We start from the raw sequence: 23006 nt of genomic DNA on the forward strand, positions 1-23006 counted from the left end.
TTAACTGTAAAGCTTGTCGACTGTGCGCGCTTGTGGGGTGGGTGAGTGCGATTATGCGCTTGCTGGCATTTGAGCCAGCAGGGCGTCAGCTGCGCAGAAGCCCCTGAAATCAGAGACTGGATATCGAGATAATGCCAAATATGGACATACGATCAGTACCTTCTTCCCGACTCGCCGTCGCAGGTGGTCAGGAGTCGTTTCAACTGGTCAAGAACCTTGTCATCGCAGCATTGCTGGAATGCTGTTCTGTAGAGGAGTTCAATGAATTAAAAGAAACCCTTCTCATTGAGTACGTTACCGAGCAGTCGCACGAGGATCTATTGATGTTCGCGCGCAAGGACCCTGCCTCTTGCGGCGATCCTTTGGTCATTGCAAGGACTTACACGTCCTTCGCAGCGGTAATGCATTACCGCCTGGCCCACTGTGTATACCAAAATGCAAAAAGAAGCTGTAACTCCCACGAACAGTCTCTGGCAGCCATCATTTCCAGGCGAGGAAAAATGCTCTCTGGCGCAGAAATCCATTTCCGCTGCAGCATAGGTGCTCGACTTATCATCGATCATGGGTTCGGTACTGTAATTGGCGAGACCGCCATAATTGGCGACGACTGTTATATTCTCGGAGGTGTAACACTGGGAGCCAGAGGTATCAGCAGTAATCCTTCGATACCGCGTCATCCTAAAGTAGGCAGTCGCGTGCAGATAGGCGCTTTTTCAAGCGTATTGGGTCCGGTGAACATAGGTGACGATGCATTCATTGGACCGCGCTGTATCATCACCCAAGACGTTCCCTCGGGTGCTCGAGTGCAAGTGAAAACATCACTGCAGGTGGTAATTGAGCAATGATCGCCACGACTCACGATGTGTTGCGTAACACGGAAAAACTGTATTACAAGGATCGGTACTTGGGGTCTACAAATACCAAAGTGACGCGGTTGTACCCAGACGCTATTGAGCTTGATTGTACGGTTGCCTACCCCGAGGGAGGTGGGCAGGAAGCTGACTTCGGTACTATAGAATTACCCATTGGTACCGTGCGATTTGTCTGGGTAAAAAAGCTCTACGGCACCCCCATTCACCTGGAAGGCTTCAAGGGCGGAAAGTTAGGCGGAGTTATCCTCCATATGATACATCCTGAGGATCTTCACCTCCTTGACTCAATAAGTGAAGGCATGGCTGCTCTGATTGGAATTGATATTTTGCGTCGCGAACGATTGAGTCTATCTCACAGCGCTAGCCATTTTCTGTATGCCGCTGCCACCAGCCTGAGCGAGGAACTAAAGCAGTGGACCATCGGCTGTCACATTAAAGAAAACTCGGCACGCTTTGATTTTCTTGTTGAAGAGTCCTTTAGCAGCGATGACATCAGTGAAATAGAACGACTCGCAAATGAGTTGATCGCCCACGACGACGTGATCAAGAGCTATACGGTCTTTGATGTTGAGGATGCGCGCATGTGGAGTTACCAAGGCATCGAGATTCCCTGCGGTGGCACTCATCTCGTTAATCCTAGTGCCATAGGCCGCCTGAACGTACGTCGAAAAAGGTTGGGTAAAGGTAAAGAACGACTGATCTGTGACTTTCCCAACGCTGAAATTGATTTGTCCCCCTATCATGAGCGCGCCCTACGATGAGTACGCTTCCGCGACGCACCTATCTGTATTTCATCGCGCAATCCATTAACCTGACCACCGCTGTAATGTCCGTGACCATGGCCGCTATTGTCGGCTCCGCACTGGCACCTGAAGCCCGTTTTTCAACGGTGCCGTATGGTTTACAGTTCCTGTTCCTGATGCTGGCCACATATCCCGCTTCCAGGCTGATGAGCCGGATCGGTCGGAAAAAAGCCTTCATGTTTGGCGCCATACCTCTGGTGGCATCCGGCTTGAGTGGCTTCTGGGCAGTCGAGCACCAGCATTTTCCGATGCTGATGTTTAGCCATTCGGCACTCGGGGTTTATATCGCTTTTGCCAACTTCAACCGATTTGCTGCAACCGACAACCTTGATCAAAAGTTAAAGCCCAAAGCCATCTCTCTGGTTGTAGCCGGTGGGGTTATCGCCGCCGTGGTGGGACCGACACTGACTGAGGTGCTCAGGGACTTGGGCGGCTACTCTCTATTTTCATTGTGCTACGCCTCGTTCATCGGTCTGGCTGTACTATCTTTTCTGGTCACCGTTTGCCTGCCTGACGATCCGGTGATGCCATTAGTTTCCAGAGGAAGCCCAGAGACCAAGCCGCCGCAAGTGATGACGTCGACGATGTTGATCGCTATGTCTGTTGCCGCAATAGGCTACGCAATCATGAACGTGCTGATGATTCAGGCTTCAATGCACATGAAGCACATGCACGAGGATTTCTCGGATGTGCGCTTGGCGATCCAGTGGCATGTGATAGCGATGTTTGCTCCGTCTTTTTTTACGGGGGCAATTATCCAGAAACTAGGGATCAAAACCACCCTCTGCTTGGGCGTCCTCATGCTGGCCGGCTGCTCAGCCATAAACATGGGATCAAGCTCTTACGGCGCCATGGTCTTCGCTCTGATCATCCTTGGCTCAGGCTGGAATCTAACCTACGTGGGAGGCGGAGCACTTCTGGCTCAAGCTCTTCAGAACAGCTCGCAAGCCTTGCGCATGCAGGGAAAAAACGATCTGGCTATCGCTATTTTCGCAACGATCGGTGCGTTTACTCCTTCGCTGTTGCTCAGCACGGTAGGCTGGTCTGGTACCAACGCTATTTGTATTGGGCTGTGTATCGTGTTGTTAGCTGTAATTGTCGCGCTGTTGGACCAAAAACCAAAAGCGGGCCACGCTATGGAGGGAGGCATTAAGTGAGTGTACTTATCAGAACTCATGATCGAGTTTTAACCAAGCTGGAAATGAATAATCCAGGAGGTAGTCACAAATATCGCGCAGCTAATTTAATTGTAAAAAATGCGCTACGCAATGGGAGAATTATTCCCGGTATAACTACTGTAATTGAAAAGACGGGTGGCAATTTTGGTTTTGGTCTGTTATCTGCCTGCCACGCGTATGGTATTCCGGTTGAGCTAGCAGTTGGCCTCGGTTTCAGTCAGACCAAAAGAGATTTGTTGGAGTGCTTTGGTGCCAAATTGATTGGCAAGGATATGTTGAACGCAGGCGCATCGCCGAGGGATGTCGTTGCCCATCATTTAGAGTTTCAGGTCGAAATGGGCAAGTCTTACTACTATACTGATCAGTTTAATAACCAGATTGGGATCGAGGCATATCGCTACCAGACCGCATTCGAGCTTGCCTGCCAATTAGAAGAGGCTAAGGCCGACAAAAAGCTGCTGTTTATAGGCTGCGCAGGGACGGGGGCGAGCTTTACCGGTATTACCTTGGGCTTGAAGGACAATGGTTTCGATGTATCTACTGTCTTGGTCGACCCCTCGGGTTGCGACTCCAAGAATGGTGTTTTTTCAGACCATCGTTTTGAAGGGATGGCGGTTGGCGTCTGCCCACCCTTTCTGGACTGGTCCTTGGTAAACAGCTGCTATCAAGTCGAGCATGGCGAGATGCTGGCGGCGCAACGCGGGTTCTATATTCAAAGCGGCACTTTTGTCGGTAATACCGCAGCGGCATGTCTGTCAGTCGCTCAGCGTCTTGCCAGCCTTCCGGAATACGCAGAGACCACGTTGGTGACAATCGCTTATGACAACGGGCTCTGGTATCAGGATTTACAAAGGTCAGTGGCATTAAGTGCAGCTTAGTGACGTTTATGTAAGGCTAGAAAATCGTCTAGGGTTATGGGGTGTCAAATTTTTAAGAAGGGTGAGTAGAGAGAGGGCTTTCTAAAGCGTTATGCCAATACTCTTCCTGATTCCCCAACCCCACCCCGGTATACTCTCCCGCATCTCTCCGGGAGCCCCCATGACCTCGTTACCCATAGATTCCGTACTGCCAGCCCTGCGCCAGGCCTTGTCCACACGCCATGAAGCCGTGCTCGAAGCCCCTCCCGGTGCGGGCAAGACTACGCGCGTGCCGCTCGCGCTACTTGAGGAAACTTGGCTGGCAGGGCAGACCATTCTGATGCTGGAGCCGCGTCGCCTTGCAGCACGGGCGGCGGCGGAGCGCTTGGCCAGCGAGCTGGGCGAGAAGGTCGGCGAGACGGTGGGCTATCGGATTCGTCTGGAAAGCCGGGTTGGCCCGAAGACGCGTATTGAAGTGGTCACCGAGGGGATTCTCACGCGGCGTTTGCAGGACGATCCGGCGCTGGAAGGCGTGGGGCTGCTGATTTTCGATGAGTTTCACGAACGCAGCCTGGATGCCGATCTGGCCCTGGCCCTGAGCCTCAACGGCCGGGAGCTGTTTCGGGACGATCAACCGCTGAAGATTCTGCTCATGTCGGCCACCCTGGAAGGCGAGCGCTTGGCGGCGCTGCTGGACGATGCGCCAGTGGTGCGCAGCGATGGGCGGATGTTTCCGGTGAGCATGCAATGGGGGCGTCCTTTTCAGCCCGGTGAGTTTGTCGAGCCGCGTGTCGTGCAGACGGTACTGGATGCGCTGGGCAGCGAGTCCGGCAGCCTGCTGGTGTTTCTGCCAGGGCAGGCCGAGATTCGTCGGGTCAACCAGCAACTGGCGGAAGCACTGGGCGAGCGTGCTGACATTCTGCTGTGTCCTTTGCATGGCGAGCTTGATCTGAATGCGCAACGCGCGGCTATCGAACCGGCTCCCAAGGGCACGCGCAAGGTGGTGCTGGCGACCAATATTGCGGAAACCAGCCTGACCATCGACGGCGTGCGTGTGGTGATCGATGCAGGGTTGGCGCGGGTGCCGCGTTTCGATCCGGGCAGCGGCATGACGCGTCTGGAGACTCAGCGCATCTCTCGTGCCAGCGCCACCCAGCGTGCCGGGCGGGCAGGGCGGCTGGAGCCGGGCGTGTGTTACCGGCTGTGGTCTGAAGCGCAGCACGATCAACTGGCCGCCTACGGGGCAGCAGAAATTCTTCAGGCGGACCTCGCCGGGCTTGCGCTGCAACTGGCCCGCTGGGGCGTCACGCCTGCGCAACTGGTCTGGCTCGACGTGCCGCCAGCCGCGGCTTATGCACAGGCGCAGGATTTGCTGGTGCGTCTGGAGGCATTGAACAATCAGCCGGGTCAGCCGCCAGCCCTGACGCCACACGGTCAGGCGATGGCTGAGCTGCCTGCTCATCCGCGCATCGCCCATCTGCTGTTGCGCGGCCATACGCTAGGGTTGGGCGAACTGGCGTGCGACGTTGCGGCCTTGCTGGGCGAGCGCGATATCTTGCGGGGTGCTGGCGCTGACTTGCACAGTCGCCTGACTCTGCTGGCAGGCACAGAACGCGCGGCGCGCGGCGCACAAGGCGGGGTACAACGGGCCAGACAACTGTCACGGCAATATCGCGGGTATCTGCGCGGCGCGGCGAACAGCCCGGTCAGCGATCCGGACCACTCACGCTGGCTGGGCGCCTTGCTGGCGCTGGCCTATCCGGATCGCGTCGCACAGCAACGCCGAGCGGGCGGAGCCGAATACCGACTGGCCAATGGTCGTGCAGCCCTGTTCGCCGAGGCCGACGCGCTGATGAAACAGCCGTGGCTGGTCATCGCCGACTTGGGCAGTCGTCAGGGCCAGCGCGAAGAACGCATCTACCTCGCCGCCGAGTTCCATCCGGCACTGTTCGATTCGGTGTTGGCCGAGCAGGTCATCAGCGTGGACCAGATCGACTGGGACGAACGCGAAGGTGTATTCCGCGCCGAACGACAGCGCAAAGTCGGTGAATTGATCATCAGTCGCGAACCACTGACCGGCCTCGACGACGCAACCCGCACCCATGCGCTGCTGGCGCTGGTGCGTCGCAAAGGCCTGGAACTGCTGCCCTGGACGCCGGAACTGCGTCAGTGGCAGGCGCGTGTTGCATTGTTGCGCAGCCTGGATATCGAGAAAAACTCAGCGAGCGAGTGGCCTGACCCGAGTGATGCGCAACTGCTGGCGACACTCGAAAACTGGCTGATGCCCTACCTGGGCAAAATCACCCGGCTCAGCCATTTCAGCCAACTCGACCTGTCCTCCATCCTGCGCAACCTCCTGCCATGGCCATTACCGCAACAGTTGGAGGCGCAGGCACCCCAGACTCTGCAAGTGCCCTCTGGCTCGAATATTCGTATCGACTACAGCGAACATCCGCCGATTCTGTCGGTGCGGTTACAGGAATTGTTTGGACTGTCCGATACCCCGCGCATTGCCAATGGGCGGCAGGTGCTGAAACTGCACTTGCTGTCCCCGGCACGCCGCCCGGTACAGGTGACGCAGGATCTGGCTAACTTCTGGCGGTCGACCTACATTGAGGTGAAGAAGGACTTGAAGGGGCGCTATCCGAAGCATTATTGGCCGGATGATCCATTGGTGGCGGAGGCTACGGCGCGGGTGAAGCCGAGGGGGACTTAGAGGGCAAAATACTGGTTAAACCTTATGGACTGGATGTTCTGTGCCTGAATTTGGAAGCGCCGCGAAGGCCCTGTCCCAAGCCCCCGAGATCGTCATTTTCACGGGTGCGGGAATCTCAGCTGAAAGTGGCATCCCCACGTACAACGATCCATTGACCGGTACTTGGGCTTCATACGATCCGCGCAATATGGAAACAGCCAAGGCCTTTCGTGAAAATCCTCCGTTGGTATGGGGATGGTACCTGTGGCGGCGCCAACAGGTCTCTAAAGCAGCTCCCAATGATGCACACCTCGCGGTGAGCCGACTGGCCAAATCAGGGTATAACGTCTCCGTTATCACTCAAAACATTGATGACTTGCATGAACGAGCGGGATCTGTGGATGTACTGCATCTCCATGGGAGTTTGCACCGGCCGGCGGCATGGCTAACGGAATAAATGCAGGTGGGAGCGCCGGGCTTTTCTGCGCTTGCAGCCGAATCCATTTGTGGACGAGGTTTGCGTTGAGACTATGGCTGAGTGCGACGCTGGCAATCGAAGCGCCGGGTTGGGCACATTCCTGAATGACCTGGGCTTTGAAGGGCTTGGAATAGGAGCGGCGTGTTGGCTGCATGAAATACCCGCTTAAAAAGCTAGAACGGGTGTCCACTTAAATTTAAGTGCACACCATGCCCTGGCTTTGTGGGGCTGGGTAGATGACTTGGTCGGACGCATACGGATGGATATTGATGTGTGCGACGATTGGAGAAACGTGTGTGTACGGCTGCGCGGTTTTAGTGTACAGGTGATGTTGAATGGTTTGCGGTGTCGCAACTGTAGCTCAGTGACTTGTCACTGCCTGATGGCAAATGGCGATTTATGCCTATCTACGTGGTCTCCATTGCCATCGATGGGGGGGCAGAGCATCGAACTCCCAGTCTCATTGTTAGTATATCTGGAGCTTGAGCATGCTTTGATTCCGGTCGTTCCTCAATGGATTTTTGTGTGCGCTAAAGTCTATGGACTCTGTGAGGAGGCGTTGCAGTACAAGATGTTTAGAGGCTTCTTTACTGAGCCAGTCAAGGAAGTACCTGACGGGCGGATTTCGTTCTCTGCCAGGTACACAGGCCGAGATATAATGGGTCCCCGTTAGTTTAACCTCGGGCTTGTATGGCGTTAAAAAGCCTCGGGTGACACTGTCGACGGCTAAGACGTCGCTGGCGAGCACCATCCCATAGCCAGAAGTTGCAGCTTGCAAAGCATGATGTTCATCGTCGTACTCCCTGAACGTGGCGTTGGCCAGCCAATCGTCGTGTCCCGCCGCTTGGCACCAAGTCGTCCAGTCGAATGGGTTATGGCCATCAGCCTCCCAACGAACGTTGATGAGTGGGGACCTTGTGTCTCCAGATAAGGGCGTCCTGCAGGGCATATAGGCCAGAAAGCTTTCGTCCATTAGATGTAGCTGATAGGTATCAGGGACCTCTTTGAAAACGCTGCTAATAGCCACGTCGATACTGGCATCTCTGTGCAGGTCTGCCTGTGTTTTGCTGGTGATGATGTTGACTTGCATCGTTGGATGGCGGCGGTAGAAATCTCCTAATCTGGGAATGAGCCACAATGAGGCAAATGCATGGGTGGTTGTGACGGTGATTGCGTTCTCGTCGGTCTGTGAGCGTAGTTGACTAAGACTTTGGTTTATGCTTGAAAAATGCTGATGGATATTCTTGTATAAATCAAGCCCTTCAGTCGTTAGGGTGACTCCCTTGGCTACTCGCTCAAAAAGCAATAAGCCGAGCCAGTGTTCTAGTGATTTTACTTGATGTGAAATCGCTGAAGGAGTAACAAAAAGTTCAATGGCAGCCGCTTTGAAGCTGCTTAGTCGAGCCGCTGACTCGAACGATCGTAGAGACGTTAAGGGGATTTTTGAAAACATATTAGCCAGCACTCCATTGTTTGGGCGACTACATGGGCTATAGTGTTTATCCGGTTATTTTGGTATGTCAATCTTGCCGTGGACTTGTCCCCGTAAAGCCGTACACCAATCCCTGCCAAATTGATACGGCTCCAAGCGCCTGAGCTTTCTCGGTGAGCGATAGTTCAAGGCGCTGTGCGGATGCTGTTCATTGTAGTATTCGAAGGCATTGCCAGGTTATACAGAGCCAATTTCTCGATCTGGCTTGGACGCTTACGCCACGCAGCCACCCTTGATCGTCTTCATGAAGCTCTTGGCCATGCCGTTGTTCTGCGGGCTGCGAACTGGGGTGGTTACCGGTTGGATGCCGAGCAACTTCACGCTCTGGTACTCGGTCTATCTTAGCCGCGGGTTTCCCTTGTCGACCCTTTTGTCCCCCCACCTGTCCCTCCACTTCATCGTCGGATGAGGTCGAATGGTATTGAACACCATCGGACAGGGAAATGCCTGAAACCCCGGAATAGCTAGGCTACCGGCAGGATTCTCGAACGCGTTACGATTACTTCGGACAAATAAAAAGCCGGCTTGTGGTTAGCTTTTTAGCCCGCGCGTCACTCCTGAGTAAAATAATCGCTTTTGAGTTGCTTTATTTCGTCTCTCTGCTTAACGCTCACGCCCAGGTTGTGCCCGGGCCATAAGCCGGGCGAGCTCGACACCATCGATTAATACAGCCTTGATATCCAGGTCGAGTGCCGTCTCTCGCGCCCATGTAAAAATCCGAAGTGGTAATGAACACACCCTTGCGTGCTCGCTGGCGGGTCAGTGTGCAGATGAATTTGTCTATTTCAGGGCGATGCACCGTTCTCCGCTGCGACCAACACTGGGCGCATGGGTGAGGTCCAAGCTCCGTCTCCAGGCTATCAGCGGCAAGATAACTGGGTGATGGTGGGGTGATCGTGGTTTCTGAGCAGGACGTCACCTTAGAAGGCTATTGCCCAGGTGACCCCTTGGGTGGCACCACCGACAGTGCCAATAAGGGCGCCGATTTTCCTATGGGGAATACGATTGATGGCTGGGATAGAGGACTGATTAAAGAGCTGAATGAAGTGACATTGATTGGCTATCTATGTGTGGCCCGCAAACGGCGAGCAAGAAGCCATCAAGGAATAGATCAAGCGGAATGAATAAAATACATCAAGGATGAATTTATATAATTTTTTGGTGTTTTCATTCAGTGATAGTTTTTGCTGAAGCGTTAAGCCAGTCGAAAACCCTGGGTTCGGCCAAGGCGATGTTCTTGACTCCATGCTGAAAGAAATCTGAATAGGAGGGCGGTGAGGTGATTCTTACAGACCCGAGCTTCAAGGTATTTATAAGCGTTAACTCAATCAGTGTAGATTAAAATTCTGGGGGGTTGTCATGGGTTTAAAATTATCAAGTGTTCCTTTTGAAATATCATACCCGCTCAGAGTTTTGGCGTCGAAATCGAGAATTTAAAACTACACAAAAATCTGTCGTTTGACACAATCGCAGCGATAAAAAAATGCTTGGCATATCGCGGGTTTGTGTTATTCAGGAATCAAAATCTTACACGAAGAGAGCAAGTCGCAGTCACGCGACTGCTGGGCAATCCGAACCTAAAGTTACACTCTTGGGCGCCGCAGATAGAGACAACTACTTTTGGTGATGACGAGGTGATTCCTAATGGGCTGCCGCTAATTAATCATGGGGAGATTTTGTATTTTGTGAATGGCCCGGATTTTTGCGACAAAACTCAGGATGAGCATGCGATATGGGATGAGAAAGACAATCATACCAAGGGTAAGGGAACTTCGTGTTGGCACACTGGTGACTCGGAAGCCATAAACGTTGAAACGATTAATTGCTTATATGCAGAGCTGGCTGCCGCACAAGGCGGAGCAACGTTATTTTGCGACACCGTTGCCGCCTATAATGACTTGGAAGACAGCCTGAAAAAGCGTATTGATAATCTTCGAGTGGTTCACTACTTTGTCGATCCTCAGCGTACTGAACCGGTCAACCAACCATTAGTTAAAACCAATCCGATCACCCGGCAAAAATATCTTTATCTGAACTACAACACTATGGAGCGTGTTGAAGGGCTGAGTAGGTCAGAGAGCTACAGGCTCTTAAAGTTTCTGTTTGATCATCAAATTAAAGATCAATACGTTTATGAGCACTTTTGGAAGCAGGACGATTTTCTGATCTGGAATTGCAATGGCACCATGCACAAGCGTGGTGCGCTGGTCTCGAACCACAACAGGATCATGCGTCGGACTCAAGCTATTATTCCGGAGTTTACCAGTTACTACGAACGGGATAAAAGCCTGGCAGTGACCAGTCATGATAATGAAGACTGGCATCCATATCCTTTTGAACGCGCAGAATTGGAGTCGGCCGGGTCGGCTTGATCTATTCGTTGAGGGTGCGTTTAAAAGTCCCTCCGTTGCGGTGGAATGTGCAATGGCTATGAAAGAGTGAATACATGAAAGAAAAAATCAAATCCTATCTGACTCAAAATTTCTTATTTGAGTTCGACGAGGATATAACAGAACAAGATGATCTCATCAAACTCGGCTTGATCGATTCGGTAGGTTATATTCAACTTATTTCTTTCTTGAAGAAGGAGTTTGGTATTGTGTTCACCCAGGAAGATATGATGGGCAATGTGCTGGTTTCTATCCAGAATATGGTAGAGTTTGTCGAGAAGCGGGCAACGGCCACCCGGTAGTTCCGAGGTGCGGTTGAGAGGCCCACCAGTCCATCAGATACTGTTGTCAGTCAGGCAGGACAGCTAAAGTTTGTCGATGCTTTTCTCCGTAATATTATTCGGTGTTTGTGGCGCGTGCGCGTTGGCCTTGGCAAAAAAACTCCAAGCCGTGATTGGGACTTTCGACCTTCGCTAAGGCGGTAGGGCGCTACAGTTCTGTGTGGGGTGCCAACTTAAACTTTGGTGGGTTTATTTTTATGTGTGGGATAACTGGCTTCTTTGGTGTTAAAAATAAAAATCTCGATGAAACCACCGTCATAAAAAATATGCTTTCAATGATTGAACATCGAGGCCCCGACCAGGCAGGGTATTATGTCAATAATTCCATGGGCCTCGGCACCATGCGTTTAAGTATTATTGACCTTGCGGCAGGTATTCAACCCCTCAGCGATGGCACAGGTCAGTATTGGATTTCATACAACGGTGAACTGTATAACTACATCGAGCTAAGGCGTCGATTGCAGGTCTTGGGACACAATTTTTCCACTGAGTCCGACACCGAGGTGGTGTTGCGCAGCTGGATGGAGTGGGGTGATGAGGCCCTGGAAAAATTTAATGGCGCTTTCGCCTTCGCCATTTATGACACGGTTAAAGATGAAGTATTTATAGCGCGCGATCGCTTTGGTAAGCGCCCGCTGTTTTATACGCAAACCGACGGTGGTTATCTTTTTGCTTCAGAGATGAAGTGCTTTTTTGGCTTTCCAGGGTTTGAGTTCAAGTTTGACGAAATGTCCTTGTCCTCAATCCTCGCCCATTGGACACCCCTGCCATCGCAAACCCCGTTTCAGGGCATTCGTCAGCTGCCACCTGGGTCCATCATGACCTTGCGAGGGGCTCAGTGTGAGATCCGGCCCTACTACGCCCTGGATTTTCGCGCTGTGGATTTTGATGGCACTGAAAATGAAGCCAAGGAAGAAATCCGCAACACCCTCGAGCAGGCGGTCAAGCTCAGACTGCGCAGTGACGTGCCTATGGGGCTGTACCTCAGTGGTGGTGTTGACTCCTCCGTTTTGACCAGTATTGCGGCAAGGATCATCAAGCAAAAGCCGCTGCGCACGTTTTCTGTGGAGTTTGAAGATAAGAACCTGGATGAGTCGAGTGATCAACAACTCGTCTCTGCGTTGTTCTCGACCAAGCATGAACGGTTGATTATTAACCATAAAGACATTGTTGATAATTTCTCGGCGACGGTTTTCCATGCTGAAATGCCGTTGTTTCGTACCGCGCCCGTGCCGATGTACATGTTGTCCAAGCATGTTCGCTCGACCGGTATCAAAGCGATTCTGAGCGGAGAGGGAGCGGATGAAGTATTTCTGGGCTACAACATCTTTAAAGAGACTCTGTTGCGCTCCCAGTGGGACACCACTGATCACGATGAGAAGAAACGCTTGCTGGCCAAGTTGTATCCTTACATGAAAAGCTTCAGTGAAGACAATGACTCGAACTTGATGGGTTTCTATAACGCTTATGCGAAAGAAAAAATCCCTGGGTTGTTCTCCCACGAAATACGTTTTCAAAATGGGCGCTTTGCCAGTCGGTTGCTGAAAACCAAGAATGATCCATTTGCTGGCATTCAGGCATGGGTGGCGAAAGACCCGGTGTACAGCGCGTTAAGCCCAACGCAAAAAGCCCAGTGGCTGGAGTTCAATACCTTGCTTTCCGGGTATCTCCTCAGTAGCCAGGGCGAGCGTATGGGCCTTGCTCATGGTATTGAAAACCGCTGTCCATTCCTCGACATCAATGTGCAGAAACTCGCCTCCTCCATCAATTTGCGTTTTGACGATGGCTTTACTGAAAAGTACATGCTGCGCATGGCCTACGATGGAATTCTGCCGGATCGTATCATTCATAAAGCCAAAACACCGTATCGTGCGCCGGACAGCGGGCCGTTTGTCGAACACGCCCTCGATTATCTCAATCATCTTTGCGAGTCAAATGCGCTGGACGCCATCGAGCTGATTAATCCTGTGTTTGCAAGAGCACTGATCAAAAAAGTGGTCGAACGAACCCTTGCCGGCGGTGAAGACATAACAGTCAGAGACAACCAGGCGTTTGTCTATCTGATGTCCTTGATCGAGCTGGATAAATGGTTTGTCAAACGTCAGGGCGCGGCTTATATCAATCCTTGCCGGGTGGATAAGTTGTTGGTGCAAGCCGTAGACGCAAGGCACTAGAAACCTAAGGGACAACGTTTATGTCAAGCACAAAAACTGACCTAGATAGCACCCAGGTCGCTATTGTCGGGGTTGGCCTTCGCCTGCCTGAAGCAGACTCTATTGATGCCTTCTGGGGCAAGCTTAAAGCTGGAAAGTCCCTGATTAGTGAGGTGAATGAAAAGCGTTGGTCGAAGGCTGAGCTTTACGGTGATCCTAAAACCGGCGGCGATAAAACATCGAGTATTTGGGGCGGGTTCGTCGACGATATCGAGTGCTTCGATGCCAATTTCTTCGGGATTTCGCCCCGTGAAAGCAAGTTCATGGACCCCCAGCAACGTATTGCCATGGAAATGGCCTGGCATGCCTTTGAAGACGCAGGGATATGCCCATCCAGCGTGAAGGGGACGAACACCGGCGTTTTTATGGGGGTGTGTCACTGGGATTACGCTGAGCTGTTGGCGCTGAATCACACGCCGATTGATCCTTACTTTCCGACGGGAACGGCGTACTCGATTTTATCCAACCGGATCTCTTATTACTTTGACCTCAAAGGCCCCAGTATCAGCATTGATACCGCCTGTTCAAGCTCGCTGGTGTCGTTGGCGTTAGCGGTCAATGCCATCAAGTCCGGCGAGTGTGAGCTGGCCTTGGCCGGGGGGGTGAATTTAATCTGGAGTCCGCAGCATTTTATCGCCTTTACCAAAAATGGAATGCTCTCTAAAGATGGCAAGAGCTATACCTTCGATGACCGCGCCAATGGTTATGTACGCGGTGAGGGCGGCGGGCTTTTGCTGCTCAAAGCGTTGGACAAGGCCATTGAGGACGGGGACAACATCTACGCCGTGGTGCGAGGTATTGCCAACAACCATGGGGGTAAAACCGGCTCACTGACCGTGACCAACCCTCAGGCGCAAGCGGACCTGATCGCAGAGCTTTATCGACGCAGTCATATTGATGTTCGCGATGTTAGCTATATCGAAACCCATGGCACCGGCACGCCGTTGGGTGACCCTATCGAGATCCACGGGCTTAAGAAAGCCTTCGCTCAGGCGAGCCACGCTGTCGATGACCCGCAGTCCAGGAAGAACTACTGCGGTATTGGCTCGGTTAAAACAAATATTGGACACCTGGAAGGTGCAGCGGGTGTTGCCGGGATTATCAAGATTTTAGCCGCGTTAAAAAATAAAGAACTGCCCGGAAACCTGAACTTTAAAAGCATCAACCCCAAGATAGAACTGACAGATACGCCTTTTTATATTGTCGACAAGCATCAGCCTTGGGCGAGTCCTGCGGATGGCTCGACAGGGCGCATCGCCGGTATCAGTTCATTTGGATTTGGTGGCAGCAATGCCCATGCGGTGATCCAGGAGTTCATTCCTGAAACCGCGCAGTTGTCAGCCCGTGCAGTCGCTGATAACCATCCCGTGTTTGCGATCCCTGTGTCGGCCAAGTCAAGTGAGTCGTTGGTGGCGTATGCCCAGCGCCTGCTGGCGTTTCTGGAGGACAACCCTTCTGACCTGCCCGGCATTGCCCATGCATTACAGTGCCAGCGCGACGCGCTCACAGAACGCGTGTGCTTTGTGGTTGAGTCTATCGACGACCTGAAACTGGCGATTCGGAGCTTTATAGATACACGCGCTGCTGCCGAGCACACATTTGTAGGTAACTCTTACGATGCCGGAGAAGGCAAGAAACTTAGGAGTTACGCCGAAGAAAATCGAGCGTCACTGACTGAAAACTGGATGTCCAATCACGATATGCTCAGCCTGGCCCAGTACTGGGTTTTTGGGGTTGCCGTCGATTGGAATGACCTTTATCTCGACGCTAGCCTGATCCCCGCGAAAGTCCGCTTGCCGCTTTATTCATTTGAGCGCACGGCTTACTGGTTCCCCAAAAAGAACGCTGATGTGGCCAAGCCAAAACAGCCGGGTACAGTCGAATTTACGCTGTCGAGTAAAGCCTTCTTCCTGGAAGATCACACGGTTAATAACCAATCTATATTGCCGGGTGTGCACTATCTGGAAATGATTTTATCGACGATTCCCCGTGCCGATAAAATGATCAATGTCGACTTCTCAAACGTATTTTGGTTATCGCCATTTGCCATCGAACTGTCCGACGACGACGTCGATATCAGAAAGTCGATTTACCTCGACTTCGACAGTAAGCAGGCTGATGCAAACGCTGCCTCTGGGCAGCCAGGCAAAGGCTTTCGTTTTTATACCCATCCCAAAAATATCGAAGGGCAGGCTAAAGATAAAGTTCGTGTTCATGTGCAAGGCGAGTATCAGCCGGGTTCAACGGTAGCCGATCGTATTGACCTGCCGGACATGTCGCCATTCAAGAAAATTCACCGCGATCAATGCTATCAATACCTTCAGAGCACAGGTATTTACCATGGCCCGAGGCTGCAGGGTGTCGAGCAAATCCATGTCGGCGTGGATGAAGTCTGGGTAAAGGTTTCAATCGCTGGGAGTCAACAATCATTCTCTGCCCACCCGGCAATTCTCGACTCGGTATTGCAGGCCGGTATTGCGACGGCGTTGTCCAATAACGCCTCACGTTATCCCTATGTTCCTTTTTCACTCGACAGTTTATCGGTCTATCAGATTTGCCCCACGACCGTCTGGGCTCGTATCAGTGAGAAAAATCGATTTGCCGGCACTAAAGCCTCGTTGACCTTTGACCTGAATATTTTTACCGAACAAGGCGAACAGGTAGCGTCGGCGAAAAACTTTACGATGTGCTTATTGCGCAGTCCCGTGGGTGAGCAAATGACCAGCAAGAATAACAGTGGCTCGAATGAACCGAGTAGCCAGAATCTTTATTTTTCGAAACAGTGGGTTGTTGACAGTACAGACCATCAACAGCCGCCAATAAGCTCCACAGCGCCCGCAGATCGTGCTAATCACGTGCTTGCCCTTTATGTGGGCAGTACGATTCAGGATGATCGCTGGATCGCCAATTATCGTAATCAGGTGTCTGCGCAAACGTCCTGCACGTTCCAGTCGATGGCGCTGTCTTCCCCTGAGGCAGTGAGCAGCGCACCGACGATTGAAGCGTACTCCCACGTGTTTTCATACATTAAGAAACTCCTGGAAACCAAGCCTAAAACTATTCAACACCTTTTGGTCTGCGCCTCCTCGACACTGCCGGATGTGATCCGCTCCAGCCTGACTGCGCTGCTGCGGGTCGCGCACAATGAAAACCCACGGATCCAGGGTCGCTTTGTATCGATAGAAAACTCACCGCTGGTCGATTCCGGATCGATCATCGCCCGTGAGTTTCTCATCGCCGACGGAGCATTTAGCGTACGTCATGATGCGCAAGGCCTGCGTCGGATAGAACGGATTACAGCGCAACCCGTAAGGCCTGTTCAGGGAAAAATTCCGGTGCTTAATGAACAGCCGGTGTTCTGGATAACCGGCGGGCTGGGTGGTATTGGTCAACTGATTTCCAGGCAGCTCGCAGCGGATTTTCCGGGGTGCACGCTCTACTTGACCGGGCGCAAAACCGCCGCCGAGCAGCAGGCTGTTTTCTCTGCCTTGAAAAGTGAAATACAAGCACGGGGTGGCAAGGTCGATTATCAGCCACTCGATATTACCGATGTCGTTGAGGTCGAGAATTTTGTCGCTGCACTGAAGAATACTCATCACAGCGTTGATGTCATATTCCATGCCGCTGGCCACATTGCCGATAACTTCATCTTGCGTAAAGAGGTCAAGGATTCGCTGCCAGTGCTGTCGCCAAAGCTCGATGGGACGCTGGCTATTGATCAGGCGATCAAGCGTCTGCCATTAGGCAAGTTCGTGCTGTTCTCTTCGGTGGCAAGCACGTTTGGCAATGCTGGCCAAAGTGACTATGCCGCAGCCAACGCCTTTTTGGATGCCTTCGCGATTGATCGCAATCAACGGGTGCGCGAGGGGGAGGGGACCGGGCAGACGATCGCCATTAATTGGCCGCTTTGGCAAGAAGGTGGCATGAAAATGGACGCCGGCACCTTAGCATCGGTGCATGAAACAACCGGCATGGAGCCGCTTCCCACCCATGAAGCGATGCACGCGTTGCGTTATGCGCTGACCACCACCGATGATTTTCCGATCCTCGTCACGTACGGCAACCAGGAGAAAATCCACGCTTACATCGCAGGCCTTAACCAGCGCAGCGTTGTGCCTGAGGGGGGCAGTCAGGAGAGTCCTGATCCCTCGAAGAGCGGTGATGACGTCGATAATGAGGCCCTGTTTCAATATGCCCAGGACTATCTGAAGGACAAGTTGGCTATCGTCATTGAACGCGACGCCAAGACGATCCGAGGCGATCAGAAAATCGAAGAGTACGGCTTTGACTCGATTATGGCGGTAGAAATGATCCGTCAACTCGAGGGGCAATTCGGTCAGTTATCAAAAACGCTGTTCTTCGAATACTTCACGATCAATGAAGTGGCCGATTATCTGATGGATGAATACAGCGAAAAACTAAAGAGCCTGTACCTGGAGGGCAGAGCGCCTGTCGTCGAGGTCGCAGCTCATACAGACACACCCTCTAAAGACAAACAGGTCGCTGAAGAGGCGGCTGCCGCACCGGCACCGTCGATCAACAAGCAAATTGAAGCAGTACCTGTCGCCAGTCAGGTCGCCGCCGATGACCGTGATCAGCATGATATTGCGATCATCGGTCTGTCCGGACGTTATCCTAAATCGAGAAACATGGATGAACTCTGGGAGTTGTTGAAAAGTGGCCAGCATGCGTTCGAGAAGATCCCGGCGGATCGCTGGAAGCACGACGCTATTTACTACAAAGAACGCGATGTGTGGGGTAAGTCGACGATCAAGACCGGTGGCTTCCTCGACGACATAGACAAGTTTGATCCGCGTTACTTTCAGATTTCTCAACTCGAAGCCGAGAAGATGTCACCGGAAGTCCGGCTGTTCCTCGAAGTGGGCGTCGAGGCCTTGGAAGATTCGGGCTATTCAAAAGAGTCGTTGCAACAGCTGTATAAAGGCGACGTGGGTGTTGTCGCGGGCACCATGAGCAACCACTACAACTTGTATGGTTTCCAAAACAACCTCACGCGGGGCGGTTCTGCCAGCGGCAGCTACACCGGCACGATCCCGAACATGCTGTCGTATTTTTATGGGTTCACCGGCCCGTCCTTGTTTGTCGACACCATGTGCTCGGCGACATCGACCTGCATTCATGTGGCTGTGCAAATGCTGCGGTCTGGTGAGTCGAAAATAGTCGTGGCGGGGGGCATGAACTTGCTCCTGCACCCTTACAACCTGATCTCCAGTTCCCAGGAACATTTCACCACCAAAACCTCAGATGTCATCAGAAGCTATGGGATTGGCGCCGATGGCACTATTTTGGGCGAAGGCGTGGGTGCCGTGGTCCTGAAAACCCTGGCAGATGCCAAGCGTGATGGCGACAACATCTGGGGCATTATCAAGGGAACGGCCCTGTCAAATGCTGGCGTACGCAATGGTTTCACCGTTCCGCAGCCGCATATGCAGGCTCTGGCGATAGAAAAAGCGATTGAAGATGCGCAAATTGACCCGCAAACCATTGGTTACTTCGAAGGCCATGGTTCGGGTACTGAACTGGGCGACCCGGTCGAAATAAAAGGCGCTACCCAGGCCTTCCGAAAATACACCGATAAGAAGCAGTTCTGTCCGATTGGCTCGATCAAGTCGAACGTTGCCCACCTTCTCGCGGCCGCTGGTATCGCCGGCATCTCGAAGATCTTACTGCAGTTCAAGCACCAGCAGATCGTGCCGTCGCTGGGTGCGGATACGCTCAACAGCAATATTCGTTTCGAAGACTCACCGTTTTATGTGCATAAAGAACTGCAATCGTGGCCAGCTCCTCGTTCCGAAAGCAACCTGGTCTTACCGCGTCGAGCATCGATCACCTCCATCGGTGCTGGAGGGATGAACTCGCACATGATTTTGGAGGAGTATGTCGACCCTCGGACGACCAGCCGCAGCCCGCGCCAGACCCAGCAACAGCTGTTTGTATTTTCGGCGACCAATCGTGATTCGCTGGTCAGGAACCTGCAGGGTTTTTCAAGCTACCTGAAAGACCACCGTGATGTATCGCCCGTCTCGCTGGCCTACACCCTGCAAGTGGCCAAGAACCAGATGAAATGCCGCCTGGCATTCTGCGCAGACAGCGTCAATGAGGTCATTGGGTCGATTGATAGCTGGCTGAGTGGTCTTTCCAGCAACCGTTCCGTGCGCTTCGTGGACAGTGCGTCGGGTGCGACCAAGGAGTTCTCCAGGAGGGAACTGAGTCAGGCTATCGAGAGCGCTGAGCTTGAGACATTGGCCGAGTACTGGACCAATGGCTCGACCGTGGACTGGTTTGCCTTGCATGGCTTGAATGACCAAGCGGCCTTGGGTGCGATGATTAAAGTACGCATTCCGGCTTATCAGTTCGAGAAGAAACGCTGCTGGTTTGAGGTTCTGGAAGACGCCCCAAGCGTTATTGATCCTCTGGGCAACCGCAACAAATATCACCCGCTGGTCCGTGACAACACCTCCGACCTGAGCGGCATCCGTTACTCCGCTGATTTGATCGAGATTGAAATCCTCGACTACCTTTACCGGGTCAAGAAACAGCCGCAGTTAATCACGTTCAGCCTGCTCGATGCGGCGATTGCAGTGATGAAGCAGGCTGATCCGCAAAGCGGCTACACCTCTGTGCGTTGGGAGTTGCTGGCGCCTATCCCTGTTGTGCCTTCGCAGCTGTGTTATGCGGTGGCATTGAATGATCAAACGGGGCAATTTTCTGACGTTTACATCTCTTCCACAGCGGATGCGTCGACGCCGCATCAACTGTGTGCACGGGTCGAATTTGCCGTGCAAGCTGGCGATGGACGCAGGGTTCTCCAGCAGCCTTTTCCCGCGTTTGCGAATGCGACCGTTCGGGAAAGCCTTTCCGGTGCACAGGTCAGCAAAGCGCTGGAAGAGCACAAAATCGTTTTTGGCGATTACGTCAATGCTATCAGCGAGCTGCAGTTGATCGGTGAACAGCGCTATCGCGTGCACTTGAAAGATACTGATTATCGACACAATCACTTTGCCCGCAACACGACGTTTTTATCCGAACTCGGTTCGGCGTTGCAACAAGCCGTCCTCTACATCGCCTTGCGCCAAGGACTGGACCATTGGAGCAACTACGCGCTTTGCGCCTGCAATGTCCAGCTGGATTTAGCGTCTGTGTCGAAGGTCAGCAGCCTGCTGTTCTCCCTCGAATCGTCGGGGCAAGCGTTGCGCGGAACGATTGCGTTGGCTGATAAGAATGGCACTTTGTTGTCCCTCTTGGACGATGTGTATATCGCCAATAGCCAAGCCATTGAACCGCGTGCCGCCAAGACCATTGAGACGGCCAGCTTCCGCAGCCAACCCGTTTTCCGCCACGAGACTGCCGAGTCTCCACGACCAGTCGCCGCCGCTGGCACGGAGTCCGACGGTCTCGGCAAAGCCGTGTCTGCCATCGTCGCTAAGCTTTTGAAGTTTGATGAATCCGAAGTGGACGCAAGAACCAGCTTCTACGAGTTCGGCTTTGACTCCATCGGCTTAACCCAGTTGAGCAAAGAAGTTAACGAGACGCTGGGCGCCAGAATCACCCCGGCCGTTTTCTTTGACTGCGAAAATATTGAGGCCTTGTGTTTTTACCTCAAGGATCAAGGCGTCAGCGGCACCAGTGAAGAGGCGCCACAGAACAGCGCCTCTGCAGTGAACCAGGCTGCAACGCCGGTTTCTCGCGTCGAGAAACCAGAGGCCGAGCGGAATCACCGTCTGCCGGACCCTCATGAATCCATCGCGGTCATTGGTATGGCCGGACGATTCCCGGGGGCCGCGTCGGTTGAAGCGTTGTGGTCGAACCTGCTCAATAACCAAGACAGCATTCAAGACTTCCCCTACCAGCGTTACAACCAGGACACCCAAGCGGCGTTCGCCGGTGTGGCTTGCGTCAAACAGGGTGGCTACCTGGATAAGGTAGACGGGTTTGATGCGGCGTTTTTCAATATTTCGCGGGTTGAAGCGGAGTTCATGGACCCACAGCAACGCCAAGTCCTGGAGGTGGTCTGGCACGCCGTTGAAAACGCCGCTTATGACCCCAGCCAGTTGCCTTCGGACACCGGGGTATTTATCGGGGTCAGCAACAATGACTACCGGGCATTGCTGCAAAAAGACCAGGAGCTGGACGGTTACATCGCCACGGGCAACTCTCACGCCATGCTGGCGAACCGTGTGTCGTTCTTCCTGGACATCCACGGCCCGAGTGAGTCGATTGACACCGCGTGTTCCAGTTCACTGGTCGCTATCCATAATGCCTGTGAAAGCCTGCGTTCCGGCTCGGCGTCCTTTGCCATCGCCGGTGGGGTCAATCTGTTACTCGACATCCAGGGCTTCGCCGAGCCTGACCATGCAGGCATGTTGAGCCTGGATGGGCGTTGCAACACCTTCTCGCGCAATGCCAATGGTTATGTTCGAGGGGAGGGTGTGGGCGTGGTCATCCTGAAGCCGCTTTCGCTGGCACAGAAAGACGGCGACAACATCCTGGCCGTGATTGAAAGCAGCGCGCATCAGCATGGCGGCCGGGCCAAGTCGCTGACGGCGCCGAATGCCAAGAGCCAGGCTGAGCTGTTGCGTACAACCCTTAAAAAGATCGACTTGAGCCAACTGCAATATGTTGAGGCTCATGGTACTGGCACCGAGCTTGGCGATCCTGTAGAGGTCAATGCGCTGAAACAGGCGGTGACGGAAACGCATGGTTTGCCGATTTATCTCGGCGCGCTGAAAAGCAATATCGGGCATCTGGAGTCAGCCGCAGGCGTGGCCGGCCTGATCAAAGCGGTGAAAGTACTCAGCGAGCGGACGGTGCCCGCCAATCTTCACTGCTCACCGTTGAACCCCTATATCGAGCTGCATGACAGCCGCTTCGTGATCAACGAACGCCAGTCCAGCTTGAAGGCCAGTGATCAGGGGATTTTCGCGGCGGTCAGCAGTTTCGGATTTGGCGGCTCGATTGCCAGCGTCGTTCTGCGCCGTTATGAAAGCAATCGGACGACTGCTCGTGCGCACCGGGCGTTTTCCGGGCACGAGGTGGTTCTGGTGCTGTCGGCGAAAACTCGCCGTGGGCTGGTCTCGCAAGCGATCAATTTACGCCAGCACCTGTCCAGTCATCCCGAGCAGATTGAGGAGGTGGCTTACACCCTCCAGGTTGGGCGTGCCGAGCTGTCTTACCGTTTGTCGATTGTGGCCATGGATAGCGCGGATGGCCTGAGCAAACTCACGCGGTTTATTGAAAGTGAGGCCGCACTGTCCGATGCAGACTTCTCGACCGGGGCCAATGAGTTAAACCACGTGTCCATCTTTACCGGGCATATCAAGGGCTCGAAAACCGAGAAAATGTCCAACGAGGCACTGCCAAAACTGCTCACTTTGGACAATGCCAATATGGTGGCGGAGCGGTTTGTTAAAGGCGTTAAGTTTAACTGGAATTTGCTCTACGGAGGCGCACGGCCTAATCGGGTTGTGTTGCCTGGTTATCCTTTCGAACAGCAGCGGTATTGGCTGCCTAAAGACCAAGTGACCACCTGGTATGACGTCGATAATTTTTCAAATGAGCAATTTGTAGCGCACTCATTTTATGAAGATTTATTGGATAGAGTGCTTTTGGACGATCTGGATACCGAGACGGTCCTGCAGCTATTGAGAAAGGATTAAGGGTGTCGTC

At 53.1% G+C, this 23006-nt stretch carries 13 protein-coding genes and 2 pseudogenes; 11 read left to right on the forward strand and 4 right to left on the reverse strand.

From position 1 onward, the window contains the following. Positions 1-131 precede the first annotated feature (131 nt). The 6 genes and pseudogenes from QRN50_RS03110 to QRN50_RS03135 all read left to right on the forward strand — a co-directional run. On the forward strand, positions 132-845 hold the full coding sequence (locus QRN50_RS03110) for a serine O-acetyltransferase (RefSeq protein WP_057457729.1): 714 nt from the start codon (positions 132-134) through the stop codon (positions 843-845). Beyond that, positions 842-1633 (forward strand): alanyl-tRNA editing protein, encoded by a 792-nt coding sequence (locus QRN50_RS03115; protein ID WP_096127252.1) that lies wholly within the window; start codon positions 842-844, stop codon positions 1631-1633. Before QRN50_RS03110 ends, QRN50_RS03115 begins: the two co-directional genes overlap by 4 nt. After that, positions 1630-2832, forward strand: a complete 1203-nt coding sequence (locus QRN50_RS03120; protein WP_110393100.1) for an MFS transporter — start codon at positions 1630-1632, stop codon at positions 2830-2832. Before QRN50_RS03115 ends, QRN50_RS03120 begins: the two co-directional genes overlap by 4 nt. Beyond that, positions 2829-3731 (forward strand): pyridoxal-phosphate dependent enzyme, encoded by a 903-nt coding sequence (locus QRN50_RS03125; protein WP_096127253.1) that lies wholly within the window; start codon positions 2829-2831, stop codon positions 3729-3731. The genes QRN50_RS03120 and QRN50_RS03125 overlap by 4 nt, the downstream gene beginning before the upstream one ends. Before the next feature lie 160 nt (positions 3732-3891). Then, on the forward strand, positions 3892-6426 hold the full coding sequence (hrpB, locus tag QRN50_RS03130) for an ATP-dependent helicase HrpB (protein WP_096127254.1): 2535 nt from the start codon (positions 3892-3894) through the stop codon (positions 6424-6426). Between the two features lie 40 nt (positions 6427-6466). Further along, positions 6467-6841: pseudogene (locus QRN50_RS03135) on the forward strand (SIR2 family NAD-dependent protein deacylase); the annotation flags it as partial. Here QRN50_RS03135 and tnpA read toward each other — a convergent pair. The 4 genes and pseudogenes from tnpA to QRN50_RS25690 form a co-directional block, all read right to left on the reverse strand. After that, positions 6762-7037, reverse strand: coding sequence for an IS66-like element accessory protein TnpA (gene tnpA, locus QRN50_RS03140; protein WP_096103843.1), 276 nt, complete (start codon positions 7035-7037; stop codon positions 6762-6764). The pseudogene QRN50_RS03135 and the gene tnpA sit on opposite strands and share 80 nt — an antisense overlap. Before the next feature lie 312 nt (positions 7038-7349). Beyond that, positions 7350-8336, reverse strand: coding sequence for a LysR family transcriptional regulator (locus QRN50_RS03145; protein WP_024640791.1), 987 nt, complete (start codon positions 8334-8336; stop codon positions 7350-7352). Positions 8337-8390: 54 nt separating this feature from the next. Beyond that, positions 8391-8687: pseudogene (locus tag QRN50_RS03150) on the reverse strand (integrase core domain-containing protein); the annotation flags it as partial. A gap of 298 nt (positions 8688-8985) precedes the next feature. After that, entirely contained in the window at positions 8986-9294 is a 309-nt protein-coding gene (locus tag QRN50_RS25690; RefSeq protein WP_225649713.1) for a restriction endonuclease, read from the reverse strand. A 28-nt stretch (positions 9295-9322) separates the two neighbouring features. Here QRN50_RS25690 and QRN50_RS03160 point away from each other — a divergent pair, with 28 nt between their 5' ends. The 5 genes from QRN50_RS03160 (at position 9323) to QRN50_RS03180 (ending at position 22996) form a co-directional block, all read left to right on the forward strand. Further along, entirely contained in the window at positions 9323-9499 is a 177-nt protein-coding gene (locus QRN50_RS03160) for a hypothetical protein (protein WP_158227021.1), read from the forward strand. Positions 9500-9772: 273 nt separating this feature from the next. Beyond that, positions 9773-10747, forward strand: coding sequence for a TauD/TfdA dioxygenase family protein (locus tag QRN50_RS03165; protein WP_275086853.1), 975 nt, complete (start codon positions 9773-9775; stop codon positions 10745-10747). A 74-nt stretch (positions 10748-10821) separates the two neighbouring features. After that, positions 10822-11067, forward strand: a complete 246-nt coding sequence (locus QRN50_RS03170; RefSeq protein WP_003399878.1) for an acyl carrier protein — start codon at positions 10822-10824, stop codon at positions 11065-11067. A 197-nt stretch (positions 11068-11264) separates the two neighbouring features. Next, positions 11265-13280, forward strand: coding sequence for an asparagine synthase (glutamine-hydrolyzing) (gene asnB, locus QRN50_RS03175; RefSeq protein WP_239986848.1), 2016 nt, complete (start codon positions 11265-11267; stop codon positions 13278-13280). A 20-nt stretch (positions 13281-13300) separates the two neighbouring features. Beyond that, a complete protein-coding gene (locus tag QRN50_RS03180; protein WP_096127255.1) occupies positions 13301-22996 on the forward strand; it encodes an SDR family NAD(P)-dependent oxidoreductase in 9696 nt (3231 codons plus the stop codon). The last annotated feature ends 10 nt before the right edge of the window (positions 22997-23006 follow it).

It is taken from the genome of Pseudomonas sp. MEJ108, assembly GCF_030208985.1.
GTDB lineage: Bacteria > Pseudomonadota > Gammaproteobacteria > Pseudomonadales > Pseudomonadaceae > Aquipseudomonas > Aquipseudomonas fragariae.